This is a genomic window from Robertmurraya korlensis (assembly GCF_023715225.1).
GTDB lineage: Bacteria > Bacillota > Bacilli > Bacillales > Cytobacillaceae > Robertmurraya_A.
In genome coordinates this window covers 591445-607053 of the sequence record NZ_JAMBNS010000001.1, presented here as the reverse complement: position 1 = coordinate 607053, position 15609 = coordinate 591445, and the positions used below count along the sequence as shown (strand labels likewise).

Sequence of the window (15609 nt, the reverse complement as noted above, 5' to 3'; positions counted from 1 at the left end):
TCAATACTTTTTCTATTGAAATGTTGACCATTCAGTTTTACAATAAGATATGAGGGATGCATTCCTAATGCTTTTTGGGAATGATAAAATATACTTGTTTAATTTTTTGGGAGGTATTTTACATGGCAAAATACACAATTGTAGACAAAGAAACTTGCATTGCATGTGGTGCTTGCGGAGCAGCTGCACCTGACATTTACGATTACGATGATGAAGGCATTGCATTCGTTACACTTGACGATAACCAAGGTATCGTTGAAATTCCAGACGTCCTATTAGACGATATGATGGATGCGTTTGAAGGCTGCCCAACAGATTCTATTAAAGTGGCTGATGAGGCATTTGATGGAGACGCACTTAAATTCGAATAGTAAATAAGTAAAAGCAACGGCTTCGCCGTTGCTTTTTTTTGTAACTATGCTGCTCTGCTTTGTACTTTTTGTTTGTTCATCCATGTTCCCATTCTTGCAAATAAAAGCATAAAAATAACTGATATTAAAATCCCTTTAACAAAGTTAAATGGAAGTATAGCCGTAACAATCATTTGTCTCGTTTCTTCCCCTGACATAGCAGGCGTATTCAAGAAAAATGTATACGCAGGCAAAATAATGAAATAGTTAAGCACACTCATTAGAACTGCCATAGATATGGTACCTACTATTAAACCAACTGTCATTCCTTTTGAAGATTTCACTTTTTCATAAATGTAGTATGTTGGCAAAATAAACAGTATTCCTGCTACAAAATTAGCAACATGCCCCACAGGAACTCCCGTAGCACTTCCTGTTAAAAAGTAATCAAGTACGTTTTTAAGAAGTTCAATCAAAATTCCAGCTACTGGCCCGAGTATTAGAGCACCAATCAAAGCTGGCACATCACTAAAATCCACCATTAAAAACTGTGGAAAAGGTGGCAGTGGAAAATTAAGAAGCATTAATACATACGAGATGCTACTTAACATTCCAATCAATACAAGTGTTCTTACGTTAAAACTTTTCATTTCCCTCTCTCCTTTTTTAGGATCCATCTCACCTAAAGAAGAAAGGTTCAGCATCACGCACCTCATTAACAAATAAACCCCAAGCGAGTCGCTTGAGGGAGATGTTATAGAAGTCACGCTTAATAAACGTTCAAAACTCTCATTTTTAAACGTCTGCAGAACCTCCATCTTCTCCCATCCAGACTTTACTGTCGGCTTTGGAATCGCACCAAATCCTGCCCAAAAATCAGGCTCGCGGGCTTAGAGTTTACACTCATTACCGCCGGTCGGGAATTACACCCTGCCCCGAAGATAGACCAATATTATATTTTCCACATAATTATAGCTTAGAAATTATTTTTTGTGAAGAAGTTTGCATTCTCGGCGAATTATTTTTTGTTCTTCTTTTGTATTTGTGTTAAATTATTAAAGTATATGTACATACGATATTGATTAATTTAAAAGGAGATAATCATGGAAAAAGTTCTTATTTTTGGTCATAAAAATCCTGATACTGACACAATTTGTTCAGCTATCGCTTATGCAGAATTAAAAAAAGCTCTTGGTATGGATGTGGAGGCGGTTCGATTAGGAGAAGTAAGTGGTGAAACACAATTTGCTCTTGATACGTTCAAATCAGAAGCTCCTAGACTAGTTGAAACAGTTGCTGGTGAAGTGAACAGCGTTATTCTAGTTGATCACAACGAAAGACAACAAAGTGTAAGTGATATTGACCAAGTTCGTGTTCTAGAAGTAATTGACCATCACCGAATTGCAAATTTCGAAACGAGCGACCCACTTTACTACCGCTGTGAGCCTGTTGGTTGTACGGCAACTATTCTAAACAAGCTTTATAAAGAAAATAATGTTCAAATTCGCCCAGAGATTGCCGGTCTTATGCTTTCTGCAATTATCTCTGATTCACTATTATTCAAGTCCCCTACATGTACAGCTGAAGATGTAGCCGCAGCAAAAGAATTAGCTGAAATTGCTGGTGTAGATGCTGAAAGCTATGGCTTGGACATGCTTAAGGCTGGCGCAGATTTAAGCGACAAATCCATTCAGCAGCTTGTATCCCTTGACGCAAAAGAATTCCAAATGGGAGCAAGTAAAGTAGAAATTGCTCAAGTGAATGCAGTTGATATTAACGACGTATACTCAAGACAATCTGAACTAGAAGAAGCGTTATCAACCATTATCTCAGAAAAAGGTCTAGACCTGTTCTTATTTGTTGTAACAGATATCTTAACAAATGATTCAACTGCTCTTGCATTAGGAAATGCTCGATCAGCTGTTGAAGAAGCATACGGAGTAACATTAGAAAACAACAAAGCCGTTTTAAAAGGTGTTGTATCACGTAAAAAACAAATCGTGCCTGTTCTTACCGATCTATTCAATTCAAAAATGTAGTATGTTTAGCGCAAACTTAAAAGTTTGCGCTTTTTGTTAAAAAATATAACAAAATCGTGACTTTAAAGCATTAAAGCGTTTACATGATTCGATCTGAACGTTTTTGTCCATTGACAGATAAATGTTCGTTTTGTAAAATAATCAGAAAATTGATAATTGGGCAGGTGTTTTGAATGTTTCAAATTTTAGTAGCCGACGCAATAAATGAGGAAGGACTTTCTCCCTTATTAGATTTTCATGAAGTAACTTTAATTCAGAAAAAAATTAATGATCCAGAAGTAGATTTAGAAAAAATTGATGCGCTTCTAGTTCGAAGTGCTACAACTGTTACAGAAGAACTGCTCGAGAAAATGCCTCAATTAAAAATTATTGCACGTGCTGGTGTTGGTGTTGACAATATCGACGTGAATGCGGCTACGAAACGAGGAATCATCGTCGTAAACGCTCCAGATGGAAATACGATTTCTACTGCTGAGCATACTTTTGCCATGATGGCATCCTTAATGAGAAAAATCCCACAAGCCCATCAATCGGTTAAAAATCTTGAGTGGAAACGAAATGCATTTATCGGAACTGAACTATTTGGAAAGACTCTTGGTATCGTTGGTATGGGCCGTATTGGGTCTGAATTAGCTAAAAGAGCAAAAGTGTTCGGTATGAATGTAAAAGTATACGATCCTTTCTTAACCAAAGAGCGTGCAATAAAGCTAGGTGTTTCTCATGGTAGTTTAGATGAAGTATTGGCAGAGGCAGATATTATTACTGTTCACACTCCATTAACACCAGAAACTAAAGGACTCATTAACGAAGAAACATTAAGTAAAACGAAGAAAGGTGTCTACTTCCTTAATTGTGCACGTGGGGGAATTATCGATGAACAAGCTTTAGCGAAGTTTGTTGGCAATGGTCATGTAGCCGGAGCTGCTATCGATGTATTTGAAGTAGAACCACCTGGAGAACATCCGTTATTTAAGTTTGATAATGTGATCGTCACACCACATTTAGGTGCGTCTACGAAGGAAGCTCAGCTTAATGTTGCTACACAGGTCGCTAAAGAAGTTCGTATGTATTTTGAAGGCAAGCCGGTGTTAAACTCTATTAACCTACCAGCAATGTCTAAAGATATTTTTGAAAAGATCAAACCCTTCCACCAGTTATCTAAACAAATCGGAACTATTTTATCACAGTGCATGAAACAAGGAGTAAATGAAATCTCTATTACTTACTCTGGCACAGTAACTGATCTTGAAACATCCTATTTAACAAAAGCAGTCCTTTCTGGATTTTTTAAAAACAGAATAGACGTGAACGTCAATGAAGTAAATGCGTTACTCGCTGCCAAAGAAAGAGGAATAACCATCGGTGAGAAAATATCAACGAATACTTTTGGATATGCAAATAGCATCACTGTCACAGCCAAAACAGAAAACCATCAGTTTACGGTAAGAGGTACCTTTATTGAGCATTATGGACCAAGAATAGTGTATTTAAATGACTTTGTAATCGACTTCCTACCTGAAGGAAATATGCTATATATTCAGCATATGGACCGACCAGGTGTCGTTGGTAGAGTTGGTAAGATCCTAGGTGATCAAGAGGTCAATATTGCAACCATGCAAGTGGGAAGAAAGCAAGCTGGTGGAGAAGCGATTATGGTTCTATCATTTGATAAGCCATTAGACGATCAACAGATCACTACTCTAGCAGCGGTTGAAGATATCGTGTCGATTAATCGAATCAACCTATAAAAAAGATCGGAGGATTATCCCTCCGATCTTTTTCTTATCCTAGCGGATGTATTTTACGCTCTCCTTTGGAAAACGTCATAATTTCTTTATACCCTACCTCTTTTGCAAGCACCAGTGCCTGATCATAATCAGCACCCACGTGCTCTGGAAAATGGGCATCTGATGACAATACGATTGGTATCTTTTTATCGTAGCACATCTGCAATAATCGTTTGTCAGGATACAATTCGCCAATGGGCTTACGTAAACCAGCTGTGCTAATTTCGACGCAGGTTTTTGAGTTCGCTAGTGCTGTTGTAGCCTTATCATATTGCTCTAGTAAAAACTCTTCTTCTTTTGGTATGTATTTAAAGATTTTTACTAAATCCAAATGACCTACAATATCAAATAGATTTGACTCTGCTAATGTAACGACCTGTTGAAAGTAATTTCGATAGACTTCGTGCAAATCACGCTTTTCCCATTCATGAATATATTCCTTTAAATCAATCCCAAAGTCATCTACCCAATGAATCGAACCAATTACATAATCGAAATCATAGCTTTTAATAAAAGCTTCCATTTCCGCATGTTTTCCAGGAGTGTAATCCATTTCAATTGACATTTTTACGTCGATCTCATGACTCCATGCCTCATGAAACAAATTCACATAGTCTTTCATATCATAGTATCTACGTTCATTTACCCATGGATTTTGAAGAATATCTGCTGTTTGATAGAAATGATAAGCATGCTCAGAAATTCCAAATTGCCCGATTCCCTTCGCCTTTGCCTCATCCGTAAATTTCTTTAAATAATCTAACGTTAATGTCCCTGTTTCCAAATGATTATGATAATCTGTTAACATCCAACCAGCCTCTTTTTGAATTTTCTTTCTATTATATACCGATTCATAGACTGTCGCAATGGCAATTCATATTATTCTAATTGCAATACTTGTCTTGGTATGATCATATCATTTTGTAACTGATTCACCTGTTTTAACTGCTGGACAGACTTACCGGTTTTATGTGCAATCTCTTCAAGAGTATCGCCTTCCTGGACAACATATTTATTTGTATATGATGGGTCAATTGTTAGCGTTTGATTGACAACTATCGTATCGCTAGTAAGATGGTTGGCAGACTGTATGGCAGTGATACTTATATTATATTGTTCTGCTATAGACGATAGCGTTTCCCCAGTTTTAACCGTATGGGTAATGTTTGATTCTACTTTTTCCGCAGACAACACAACGCTCTCCGATTCTTCATTTGCCTGATAAGTTTTTCCGTGTCCTTCATATAGTCTCGTTTTGGCAACTGTCTCTAGTACACTTGAGTCTTCTTCCCTTTTTTGAACCGCTACTTCTTGTCCCACTTTCACCTCACCTAATGCTAACACTGGATTAACAGCATTTCTTTTATCAACCGTCCATTCGTTGAGATGAACTTCAAAGTGCAAGTGGACACCTGACGAGTCACCAGTGCTTCCCATTTCGCCAAGCTGTTGACCTGCTGCTACTGTATCTCCAGCGTTCACGAATCTTGCTTTTAAATGAGCATAAACTGTTTCAATATTATTTTGATGTTTTACGAATATAACATGTCCATATGAACCCGAATAGTAAGATTTAGTAACGACTCCGCCATCAACGGAGAAAATGGGTGTACCTAGTGAAGATGCTATGTCGATTCCTTTGTGGCTTCCTTTTCTTGTTCCGTATGTATCGGTGATCATTCCATCAGCCGGCCAAATCCAGTCAGCAGTCTCCTGACTAATATTCATACTTGCTTGAGAGTGTTTTCCTCCGAGAAATAGCAATGTGACACATAATGCCATTAAACCCGCAATCAAAAAACGTTTTATGTAGTCTCGCATTTTTTTCCTCCTTGTTATTGTACTCTCCTTTCTCACTCTATGACAGCATGTCTAAAAAAAGACCTCTATCTAAAAAGTACAACTAAGGAAGCAGCCTCCTTTTATATATCGTCACTATTAAAAAGCGAGCGATTAATAAAAACACATTTGTTATTATTTGGACGAAGTGTTTTCTTTTATACATAAAAATAGAAAAAGATCAGCAAATGATGCTGATCTCCTCTGTTTTTAGTCGATAGATTTTTTATTTGCTGCGATTGGTACTTGGATTTCTTCTTGTAATGCAAATCTTCCGACATAATCAATCGGTGCATTATTAAATTTCACTTTTTCATATCCAAAGCTCTTTACGGTTAAAAGAATGGCTTCAATCGATTGTGTGGTTTCAGGTGTATCCTCTATGTTTATCTCTTTATTAAATGTAATGACTACACTCTTATTGGTTTCATCTATAGCAACTTCACTTATTTGATCAACCAATAATGGCGCTCTTAGATTATGTGTATCTATATTTGTTTTCATTGCTTCAAAAGCTTCTTCAATTGTAGAATATGATTCTGAATATGGAACAAGGTATGGTATATCATTGGTGTAAAAAAGATAAAAAGGACGATTTCTTGGTTCTGTTTTGGTAATAGAAGTTAATACGTCATTGCTTAGGGTTATCCCTTTTTCAATCTTATTCGTTGTAAATATTGCTTGATTTAATTGTAGAGAATTCAGCAGTTGTTGAATAGCATTTTCAAATATAACTTGTGTAGTACTTCCAAATTGATATGGATGATTGGCAAATACATCGACATTTAATGTACTACTTGCTTCATCCACTGCTAGGTCAGCCTCTAACGGATAATAATCACCTAGTCCCCATTCTTCCTCGTCCATGCTTGCCATAGCTTCTTCCAATCGACTTAGTTTATCCGATAAATCTGTAGTTTCAACTAATAAACTTACAGGAATTATATTTTGTCCTTCGCTGTCTGGTATAGCTAATGTAAATACCTGCATTGCTCCTAAATCCTCAGCATATACGGCAGTTGTTGAGTCCTCGGTCGCTTGAAATGTAATATCATTCATTTCAGTGGAGTTTTCTTCGTTACCTACATCCGTCCTTGCTTCATTTTCGACACTAGATTCTTCTTTTTGTAAAGAAGTCTTTTGCTCAATTGCAGCTTCCTCTTTCAGGCTTTTATCTGCAGAGTGGTTGACGCTTGCTCCATCAAATAAATTAAAGGAGAGAATAGCTACTAACAATACAGCTGCTGCGGTTGCAAACGAGGGAATAATCCACGTTTTCCTCGGTCGTTCCTCTAGCTTTTTTGAAATATTTTCGTATATGTCATGAGGATCACGATGATCTTTAAGCTTTGGCATTTCTCGTAACCATTCTTCTAGTTGTTCATCACTTATCTTTTTCATCGATTCCCCTCCTTTTCTAATAGTTGTTGCATTTCCTTCTTCAAGACCTTTAACGCACGGTGTTGAGTAGTTTTCACTTTACTTTCAGTCCAGCTTAAAGCTTCTGCGGTTTCGGCGATTGAAAGCTCTTGAATATACCTCATAATAATTACGATACGCTGATCAATTGTACAATGATCTAAGCATTGATAAATATACTGATATTCTTCCCTTTGCATCGCAATCTCTTCCGGAATTGGGTGCATATCCTTTACTTGCTGCGTTGACCAATCAAATTTCTCAATGATTCTTTGCTTCCATCCTTTTTGCTTCCTGAATGAATCAATTGCTACATTTCTAGCGATTGAAAAAAGCCATGTCTTTTCACTACTTTTTCCTTCAAAGTTTTTATACGCCTTCAAAACTCTTATATATACCTCTTGAGCAAGATCCTCAGCTTGCTCTCGATTCTTCACCATATAAAACAAAAACTGAAATACATCTTGATGATATTTTTCGTACAACTCGTCAAAAATCGAGTTCACCGGGTTCCCCTCCCCGTTCATCTAATTAGTCGTTCTTTATGTATAGAAAGTTACACTTTAAATATATTATCTATCTAAATAAAAAGGAAGGATTTATTTACTTAAATCCTTCCCTTCCAACATTATTCATTAAGGCATGTTTCCCGTGAATCAAGAATTTTCGGCATTCTTTAGCAAATTATCCACTTATTCGAGGAATTTGAAAGCTGAATGTCGTTCCATGGTCTAATTTACTTTGCACCGTAATATCACCTTTGTGGGCTTGAATAATATTCCGTGCAATCGCCAATCCTAATCCGGTACCAGATCTTCCTCTTGTTCTTGCTTTATCTGCTTTATAGAAACGCTCGAACACAAACGGGAGATCTTCTTCAGAAATTCCAGAACCAGAATCACTTACTTCCACATGGAAATTTTGATCATCGATTTTTGCAGTTAACTTAACTGTTCCGCCTTCTGGTGTATGTCGAATGGCATTATCAATAAGATTAGTTAGAACCTGCTCAATACGGTCTGGATCCATCACAATGGTCGAGTATTTTAGATCATGCTCGTAAAGCAGCTGAATTTCCTTTTCTTTTGCAAGCCCTTGAAACTTACGAATGATTCTTTGAATATAGGAGTCGATATCCACGTGATCATGAGTTAGTTGGATATGTCCAGCCTCCATGCGGGCAAGATCTAACAGTTCGTTGACTAGACGACCCATTCTTAATGATTCATCGTAAATCACTCGTGCCATTTCTTTCTTTTCTTCTGTTGTTTCAGCAATATCATCCACAATTGCCTCACTATATCCTTGAAGCATAGAAATAGGCGTGCGCAGCTCGTGTGATACATTCGCAATAAAATCTTTTCTAAGCTTGTCAAGCTGTCTCTCTTCCGTCATATCTCGAACAACAGCCACTGCACCACGTATGAATGTATTGTTATAAAGAGGACTAACTATGACCACCCAATGACGACCTTGAACAGAGAATTCCCCTACTTGTTCCTGTTCCATGTCTACTGCCCATTGAAAAAGTTCCATGACATCCTGCGGAACCGCTTCCGCCTGGACAGATTTTCCTTCAAGTGTAAAATACCAATGCTGTAAAAAGCGTTCAGCAGGGGGGTTTGTAATTAATATAGTTCCATCCCGATTAAACGTGATTACTCCATCAGCCATACTACTTAAGATACTGGATAATTGTTCTTTTTCCTGACTTAAGGCATTCATATTAAACTTTAACTGCCTTCCCATCTGATTGAAAGCTGTTGCTAGTTCTCCTATTTCATCTCTTGTAAGAATTGGAACCTTTGTATCGAACTTTCCTCTTGCCGCCTCTACAACAGCCTCCCTCATTTTTCTTAGTGGGGCTGTAATACGAGTTAATAAGAAGAAAGCAAAGATAGTAGTTAATATTATCGCAATTCCAGCAGCTAAGAGGATAAACTTCGTTGTTGATTCAGTTGTTTCTTCAAGTGCTTGTAATGATTGAAAAATATAAACAGCACCGTTATCTCCATCCAGATTTGTAATCGGTACTCCAATAATTAATACACTTGAGTCTCCTTGGTTATCAGAAAAAGGAATCTCAACTATTTTTTTTGCCACTTCCTGGTGTTCCAAAACTTTGGATAACTCTGTATCTTCTAGAAAGAAACTTACCGGCAGTTCTAAGGATTTTGGGATATCTGGTGAATAAAACAATTCATCCTCATTTTTAATCACCATGGCCCCAGTAACATCATCCAGTAGCTCCCATGAAATTTGTAATCCTATCTCTAATTCCTGATCCTCTACAAAATGAGCCATATTCGAAGCGAGATTAGTCAAATTCCCCTCTGTTTCGTTTATATGATAATTCTCAAAAAACTCTAGTAACAAAACAGTTAAGATAAAGAGGACAAATGAGACGAGCAGGAGAATAGTGAACCATAGTTTTCCTACAACACTACGCCAAAACATTATTCATTGACTACTTCGAACTTATAGCCAACACCCCATACAGTCACAATCATTCTAGCCGCTTGCTCAGAAACTTTATTTAATTTTTCTCGCAAACGTTTTACATGGGTATCAACCGTTCGTAAGTCTCCAAAAAACTCGTAATGCCAAACCTCTTTAAGTAATTGTTCACGATCAAACACCTTATCTGGAGCTTTAGCTAAGAAATATAATAACTCATATTCTTTTGGTGTAAGGCTCACTTCTTTTCCATCTGCCAAAACACGGTGTGCATCATTATCAATGGTTAAATGAGGAAAAACAATCACATCTTTAGCTGTTGTTTCTGTGTGTAGATAGCTTGTGCTAGATGAACGACGTAGAAGCGCTTTTACTCGTAGAACGACTTCTCTTGGGCTAAAGGGTTTGACAATATAGTCGTCTGTACCTACTTCAAATCCTTGGACACGGTTCACTTCTTCACCTTTCGCCGTAAGCATAATAACAGGAGTTGCCTTTTTTTCACGTAGTTCACGACAAACCTCAATACCATCTTTACCAGGCATCATTAAGTCAAGAAGAATCACATCATAGTCATTGCTTACCGCCTTCGTCAATGCTTCATTTCCATCTTCTGCTTCATCAATCATATAATTTTCACGCTCTAAGTACATTTTCAATAAACGGCGAATTCTTTCCTCGTCATCTACAACTAGAATCTTAACTTCCTTTTCCATTGGACAATCCCCCTAGCTTTTAATTACGTAACTGTGTTTAGAAAACAGCCCTCACGAAAAAGTGAAGGGCTATTCGAAATCTTTCTTTTTAGGATCCTGCGTAAGAATGAAGCCCTGCAATTACAAGATTGACAGCAACTAAATTAAACATAATAATAATAAATCCAATAACCGCTAACCATGCAGATTTTTCTCCATGCCATCCTTTAGAGAGTCGAAGATGTAAAAATGCGGCATAAAAAAGCCAAGTAATAAGTGCCCAAACCTCTTTAGGATCCCAACCCCAAAAACGGGTCCAAGCGATTTGTGCCCAGATCATTGCAAAAACAAGTCCCCCTAATGTAAACACTGGAAAACCGATTAACACAGAACGGTAGCTGATTTCATCGACTAAGTCTAGATTAATATTTTTTGTAAATGGTTTCAATGCTGCCCCAATTCTTTTTCTTAAGACTAAGCGTAAAAGTCCATATAGGAGGATACCTGCACCAAATGACCAAATGACCGTATTTAGCTTTTTCGCATTGATGATCCCTGGTACTGATACAAGGGGTTCCATTTTCCCTTCTGTTAGAAGCTCTCCTTGATTGGGACCAACTAGAGCTGGCAAATGATACTCCACTTTTGCCTCATTCTCATTTTTATCAACCCAATTAAATTCTGCCTTATAATCAGCAAAAGAAAATGCTGATACAACGATGACAAATCCCAATGTAGCGATTAATCCATACATAACTACCTCTAACCAGGTAGTACTTTTACTATTTTTTGTTTGATCAATCACTTTTACTAAATAAATTAATGCAGCCCCAAAGCTAACAGCTAAAATAGCTTCACCTAAAGCCACAGTTGTTACATGTATATGAAGCCAATCACTTTGTAAAGCCGGAATTAATGGAGAAATATCTGTAGGGAACATACTTGCAAATGCAATCACCAATAAGGCAATTGGCATTGTAAACAATCCTAATAAAGGTGTCTTATAGATAAAATAGATAATGATAAAAGCACCAACTAAACACATTCCAAAAAAAGTCGTAAACTCAAATAGATTACTGACTGGAGCATGTCCAGCTATGGACCATCGTGTAAAAAAGAAACCAAGCTGTGAAGCAAATCCTAGGCTCGATATAACGATTCCAATGGTCGCCCACTTGCTACTATTTTGCTGATGATCTAAGTTTTTCTTTTGCTTAATGGCTCCTCCAAAGAACGGAATAGAAAGCAAATAAAGTACAAACGCAATATATAATAGATTTTCACTAAGAGTGATCAATCTTTTTCCCCCTCATCCACCTGGTTTTCCTTCAATTGGTCCAACGGTTCTTTTATTTCTGTCCCCTCAAGAACCAGCTGTATTTCTTTTTTCAGTCCAAACCAGTTTTTGTTCGTATGTGCGGCTACCCAAACCTCGTCTCCTTTACGCTGAATCCATATGCGACGATGGTTCCAATATGCGCCTTGAACCACACCAATCATAAAGATCAACCCACCCAATCCAATGATCCAAAGAGTTAAATCTTTACGAACAGTAAGTCCGGTAACATCCTTCGTTTCAATTCCATTGAAGGCCATCTTATATTCATTATTACCTAAAGGTTCAATCGTTTGTTGAATAGCAACAAAACTAACTTCTCCTTCGGGTTTCTCTGGTGAAAACATCTTAAATACAAAGGCAGGGTTGTTCGGAACTCTGGACTTCGTAGTGGGATTGCCATCCTCACCAAACTCAAAGTCAGGAAAGTAACTCATCAGTTGCACAGAATAACCGTTATCAAGCTCATACAATTTTTCAGGATCATTCAGGTTAACGGTAATATCACCAAATGTTTTGCCGGTGCTCTTATTTGTTAGTAAGAAAGACATTTTTGACAATTCATCAAGTTTATAATTGACTTGATAAAGAGCGAATTTTTCAAACTTTAGTGGTTCATTCACCCGAATGCTAGTAGAATCTACTTCCTCTAGCTCAGGTTCCTCACCTGCTACTGTATTCCCCTTTGTCTTATAAAGAATGACATCAGATTGATAGTTTTTCGCAACCATTCCTGCACTATCTAATGCATCCCCAAATGCTTCATTATCGGTTTCCTTGTCATACACCTCTAACTTGAAATCTACATTCCTTAAGTAATATTGCCCATCTGTCTCGGGAATCACTTTTGTTTCCCCTTCTCGTACCCAAAGAATTTCATCTATGTACATTCCTGGGACAAATCTGAGCATACTACCTATAAGAAAGATGATTAAGCCAACGTGATTAACATAAGGGCCCCATCTAGAGAATCGACCTTTTTCAGCTAAAATATTTCCATTATCTTCACGGATGTTATAGCGTTTCTTTTTTAATTGTTCTTTAACTAATTCAAAAGATTGATCGTTTACCGGATCATTAGTACTTCCATAAATTCTTTGTCTTTGTAGAAAGCTCTCATGTCGAATGACTCTTTGTTTCTTTAATGCTCTATACAGGGGCACCACGCGATCTAGACTACAAATAACAAGAGAAACACCGATCGCTGCAATTAATAATAGATACCACCATGAACTATATAAATTATGAAACCCAAGGTCATAATACAATCTACCAAACCAACCGTATTGATCCTCATAATATTCAGCGACAGGCATAATGGTTGGAATATACATCTCTTGAGGTAAAATGGTTCCTAATGAAGAAGCAATAAGTGTCACGATAATAAGCCATACCCCTACTTTTACCGATGAGAAAAAGTTCCAAACCTTATCAATTATGGACTTGTTATACGTTTGTGACCTTCTTGCACTTCCTTCATACCGCATATCTATTACGGGTTCTGCTGTAATTTGAGTACCATCCTCTATGATTTTCCCACACGCCTCACAGAGGATTGTGCCATGTGGATTTACATGACCACAATCGCATTTAACTTGATTCATTGCAAAATCTCCTCATACCCTATGGTTTTATCTTCTCCATCATCTCTGTAACATCAGCCTCAGCAACGATCTGACCCTTATGAATTTCTACCACATTTCCTTGTTTATCAATTAAAAACGTAATTGGAAGGGGGTCTACTCCATAAGCTGTCATTACTTGACTGTCCTTGTCAGTAACAATTGGAAATTGCAAATCATATCGTTTAGAAAAATCAGAAACAGCAACATTAGATTCCCCTACGTTTACTGCAATAACATGTACCCCTTGATCTTTATATGCTTGATATTGGTTATTTAAAAACGGCATTTCTTTCTCACAAGGCTTACACCAAGTTGCCCAAAAGTTTAACAGCACACCTTCTCCTTCATAATCGGAAAGCTGATGTTTTTCCCCATTCAGATCGGTAAGAACAAAGTCAGGTGCTTTTTTCCCTACCTCGACCTTTTGTACCTCATCCTTAGTAAAATTGGCGTATAGTGTATAGGCAACCGCAGCGCCAAGAAGCAGTAAAATGACCGTTCTTATTAGCAGCCTCTGCTTTTTCATATGGTTCCTCCCCCATTCACAGTCAAGATTGCACAATTTGCTTTATTATATCATTTTTCAACATACTCATATTGTTATCGCTATCAAAAGACTGTGACACTTCTATGAACTTTTTTTATTTTTTTATTTTTTTAGTGCAAGTGCACGTAATTGTTTTACTTCATGAGGAGAAAGCTCTCGAGCATCGCCAACTTTTAATCCTTGAAGGGTCAGAAAACCATAACGCTCTCGTTTAAGTTTTAGAACAGGATTCCCTACAGCTTCAAACATTCTTCTAACCTGTCTGTTTCTTCCTTCATGGATGGTAATCTCTACGATGGCGGTTTGTTTTTTCTTGTCTACCGTGTGCATTTTCACTTTTGCTGGAGCGGTTTTTCCATCCTCTAGACGAACCCCTCTTTCAAGAGCCTTCAATGCTTCCTTTGTAGGAATGCCTTTTACCTTGGCCACATACACTTTATCGATTTGGTTACTTGGATGCATAAGTGTGTTTGCAAATTCGCCATCATTCGTTAATATTAATAAACCAGATGTATCATAATCCAACCTTCCAACTGGATAAATTCGTTGTTCAATCATTGGGAAAAAATCTGTTACTACTTTTCTCCCTTTATCATCGTTAACACTTGAGATCACTCCCCTAGGTTTATAAAGCATAAAGTAGATTGGCTCTTCTCTTTCTAGAGGAATTCCATCAACTTCAACTTTATCTGAAGAAGAAACCTTTATTCCTAGTTCCTTTACAACCTTCCCATTCACTCGAACATGTCCTTCTTCAATTAATTGTTCTGCTTTTCTTCTCGACGCAATCCCTGCGTGTGCAATTACTTTCTGTAATCTTTCCATCTATGTCACCTCATAATGTGTGTTTCCTGTAGTGTTTACTCCTCTAGCATTATGACATATATTTTCATGATTTCAAAGTAACCTGTACGAAATAACTATTGTAAAAAAAAGATACTCCCCACATAATGTGAAGAGTATCCTCTATTAATTAATAACCAAATACAATAGTAACTACCACAATAGCAGCGATTATGCCTACTAAATCAGCGAGAAGCCCCACTTTTAGAGCATCCCCCATTTTTTTGATTCCAACTGCGCCAAAGTAAACGGTTAACACATAGAAGGTAGTATCCGTACTTCCTTGTAAAGTGGCGGCAAGTCTACCAATATACGAGTCTGGTCCATGCTGTGCCATTAAATCACTCGTCATCCCTAATGCGGCTGTTCCTGAGATTGGCCGAATAATGGCTAGTGGCGCGATCTCTGGAGGTACACCAATTGCTTCAAGAACCGGTTTTAGAAAACTCATAAAATACTCCAACGCACCTGATGCACGAAAAACGGAAATAGCTACAAGCATTCCAACTAAAAAGGGAATGATTGAGACAGCTATCTTTATTCCTTCTTTCCCACCTTCAACAAAGCTTTCATATGTAGGAACTTGTTTATACGTTCCATATAAGAGAATAACAGCAATCAATACGGGAATAAACCATAATGAAATAGCTGTAACGATACCCATTTTCTACA

At 37.4% G+C, this 15609-nt stretch carries 15 protein-coding genes and 1 riboswitch; of the genes, 3 read left to right on the top strand and 12 right to left on the bottom strand.

The genetic code is table 11. From position 1 onward, the window contains the following. Window positions 1–122 precede the first annotated feature (122 nt). The gene (locus M3175_RS03285; protein WP_066047499.1) at window positions 123–371 is read left to right on the top strand and encodes a ferredoxin; all 249 of its coding nucleotides are present in this window, start codon (window positions 123–125) and stop codon (window positions 369–371) included. 44 nt (window positions 372–415) lie between these two features. Here the strand turns inward: M3175_RS03285 and M3175_RS03280 are convergent, their stop codons facing one another. Next, the gene (locus M3175_RS03280) at window positions 416–1000 is read right to left on the bottom strand and encodes an ECF transporter S component (RefSeq protein WP_251514609.1); all 585 of its coding nucleotides are present in this window, start codon (window positions 998–1000) and stop codon (window positions 416–418) included. Between the two features lie 162 nt (window positions 1001–1162). After that, a riboswitch (FMN riboswitch) is annotated at window positions 1163–1297 on the bottom strand. A 156-nt stretch (window positions 1298–1453) separates the two neighbouring features. Here M3175_RS03280 and M3175_RS03275 point away from each other — a divergent pair. Continuing rightward, window positions 1454–2389, top strand: a complete 936-nt coding sequence (locus M3175_RS03275) for a manganese-dependent inorganic pyrophosphatase (protein ID WP_251514608.1) — start codon at window positions 1454–1456, stop codon at window positions 2387–2389. Between the two features lie 173 nt (window positions 2390–2562). Then, entirely contained in the window at window positions 2563–4137 is a 1575-nt protein-coding gene (gene serA, locus M3175_RS03270; protein ID WP_251514606.1) for a phosphoglycerate dehydrogenase, read from the top strand. 34 nt (window positions 4138–4171) lie between these two features. On the opposite strand, the gene M3175_RS03265 is transcribed toward serA, so the two are convergent. The 11 genes from M3175_RS03265 to M3175_RS03215 all read right to left on the bottom strand — a co-directional run bounded on the left by M3175_RS03265 (window position 4172) and on the right by M3175_RS03215 (window position 15601). Further along, window positions 4172–4984, bottom strand: a complete 813-nt coding sequence (locus tag M3175_RS03265) for a histidinol-phosphatase HisJ family protein (protein ID WP_251514604.1) — start codon at window positions 4982–4984, stop codon at window positions 4172–4174. A gap of 71 nt (window positions 4985–5055) precedes the next feature. After that, window positions 5056–5997 (bottom strand): peptidoglycan DD-metalloendopeptidase family protein, encoded by a 942-nt coding sequence (locus tag M3175_RS03260; protein ID WP_251514602.1) that lies wholly within the window; start codon window positions 5995–5997, stop codon window positions 5056–5058. A gap of 228 nt (window positions 5998–6225) precedes the next feature. Continuing rightward, complete coding sequence (locus M3175_RS03255; RefSeq protein ID WP_251514600.1) at window positions 6226–7416, bottom strand: RsiX family anti-sigma factor; 1191 nt, start codon at window positions 7414–7416, stop codon at window positions 6226–6228. Next, the gene (sigX, locus tag M3175_RS03250; protein ID WP_251514598.1) at window positions 7413–7940 is read right to left on the bottom strand and encodes an RNA polymerase sigma factor SigX; all 528 of its coding nucleotides are present in this window, start codon (window positions 7938–7940) and stop codon (window positions 7413–7415) included. The genes M3175_RS03255 and sigX overlap by 4 nt, the downstream gene beginning before the upstream one ends. A gap of 178 nt (window positions 7941–8118) precedes the next feature. Beyond that, entirely contained in the window at window positions 8119–9894 is a 1776-nt protein-coding gene (locus M3175_RS03245) for an ATP-binding protein (RefSeq protein WP_251515283.1), read from the bottom strand. Beyond that, the gene (locus tag M3175_RS03240; RefSeq protein WP_251514597.1) at window positions 9891–10607 is read right to left on the bottom strand and encodes a response regulator transcription factor; all 717 of its coding nucleotides are present in this window, start codon (window positions 10605–10607) and stop codon (window positions 9891–9893) included. The genes M3175_RS03245 and M3175_RS03240 overlap by 4 nt, the downstream gene beginning before the upstream one ends. 88 nt (window positions 10608–10695) lie before the next feature. Further along, complete coding sequence (gene ccsB / locus M3175_RS03235; RefSeq protein WP_251514595.1) at window positions 10696–11883, bottom strand: c-type cytochrome biogenesis protein CcsB; 1188 nt, start codon at window positions 11881–11883, stop codon at window positions 10696–10698. Then, window positions 11880–13526: a cytochrome c biogenesis protein ResB gene (resB, locus tag M3175_RS03230; RefSeq protein ID WP_251514593.1), complete on the bottom strand. Its 1647-nt coding sequence runs from the start codon at window positions 13524–13526 to the stop codon at window positions 11880–11882. Before resB ends, ccsB begins: the two co-directional genes overlap by 4 nt. 19 nt (window positions 13527–13545) lie before the next feature. Further along, window positions 13546–14073 carry a thiol-disulfide oxidoreductase ResA gene (gene resA, locus M3175_RS03225; protein ID WP_251514592.1) on the bottom strand — a complete coding sequence of 176 codons (528 nt, stop codon included), beginning with the start codon at window positions 14071–14073 and terminating at the stop codon, window positions 13546–13548. 123 nt (window positions 14074–14196) lie between these two features. After that, a complete protein-coding gene (rluB, locus tag M3175_RS03220) occupies window positions 14197–14919 on the bottom strand; it encodes a 23S rRNA pseudouridine(2605) synthase RluB (protein ID WP_119708989.1) in 723 nt (240 codons plus the stop codon). A 148-nt stretch (window positions 14920–15067) separates the two neighbouring features. Then, window positions 15068–15601 carry a spore maturation protein gene (locus M3175_RS03215; protein WP_251514590.1) on the bottom strand — a complete coding sequence of 178 codons (534 nt, stop codon included), beginning with the start codon at window positions 15599–15601 and terminating at the stop codon, window positions 15068–15070. Between the last annotated feature and the right edge of the window lie 8 nt (window positions 15602–15609).

Bases quoted from the DNA above. Each gene is read 5' to 3' on its own strand.
- M3175_RS03260 (WP_251514602.1), bottom strand. From the start codon at position 5,997: ATGCGAGACTACATAAAACGTTTTTTGATTGCGGGTTTAATGGCATTA.
- rluB (WP_119708989.1), bottom strand. From the start codon at position 14,919: ATGGAAAGATTACAGAAAGTAATTGCACACGCAGGGATTGCGTCGAGA.
- M3175_RS03265 (WP_251514604.1), bottom strand. From the start codon at position 4,984: ATGTTAACAGATTATCATAATCATTTGGAAACAGGGACATTAACGTTA.
- resA (WP_251514592.1), bottom strand. From the start codon at position 14,073: ATGAAAAAGCAGAGGCTGCTAATAAGAACGGTCATTTTACTGCTTCTT.
- M3175_RS03255 (WP_251514600.1), bottom strand. From the start codon at position 7,416: ATGAAAAAGATAAGTGATGAACAACTAGAAGAATGGTTACGAGAAATG.
- M3175_RS03280 (WP_251514609.1), bottom strand. From the start codon at position 1,000: ATGAAAAGTTTTAACGTAAGAACACTTGTATTGATTGGAATGTTAAGT.
- M3175_RS03285 (WP_066047499.1), top strand. From the start codon at position 123: ATGGCAAAATACACAATTGTAGACAAAGAAACTTGCATTGCATGTGGT.
- serA (WP_251514606.1), top strand. From the start codon at position 2,563: ATGTTTCAAATTTTAGTAGCCGACGCAATAAATGAGGAAGGACTTTCT.
- M3175_RS03240 (WP_251514597.1), bottom strand. From the start codon at position 10,607: ATGGAAAAGGAAGTTAAGATTCTAGTTGTAGATGACGAGGAAAGAATT.
- M3175_RS03275 (WP_251514608.1), top strand. From the start codon at position 1,454: ATGGAAAAAGTTCTTATTTTTGGTCATAAAAATCCTGATACTGACACA.
- M3175_RS03215 (WP_251514590.1), bottom strand. From the start codon at position 15,601: ATGGGTATCGTTACAGCTATTTCATTATGGTTTATTCCCGTATTGATT.
- resB (WP_251514593.1), bottom strand. From the start codon at position 13,526: ATGAATCAAGTTAAATGCGATTGTGGTCATGTAAATCCACATGGCACA.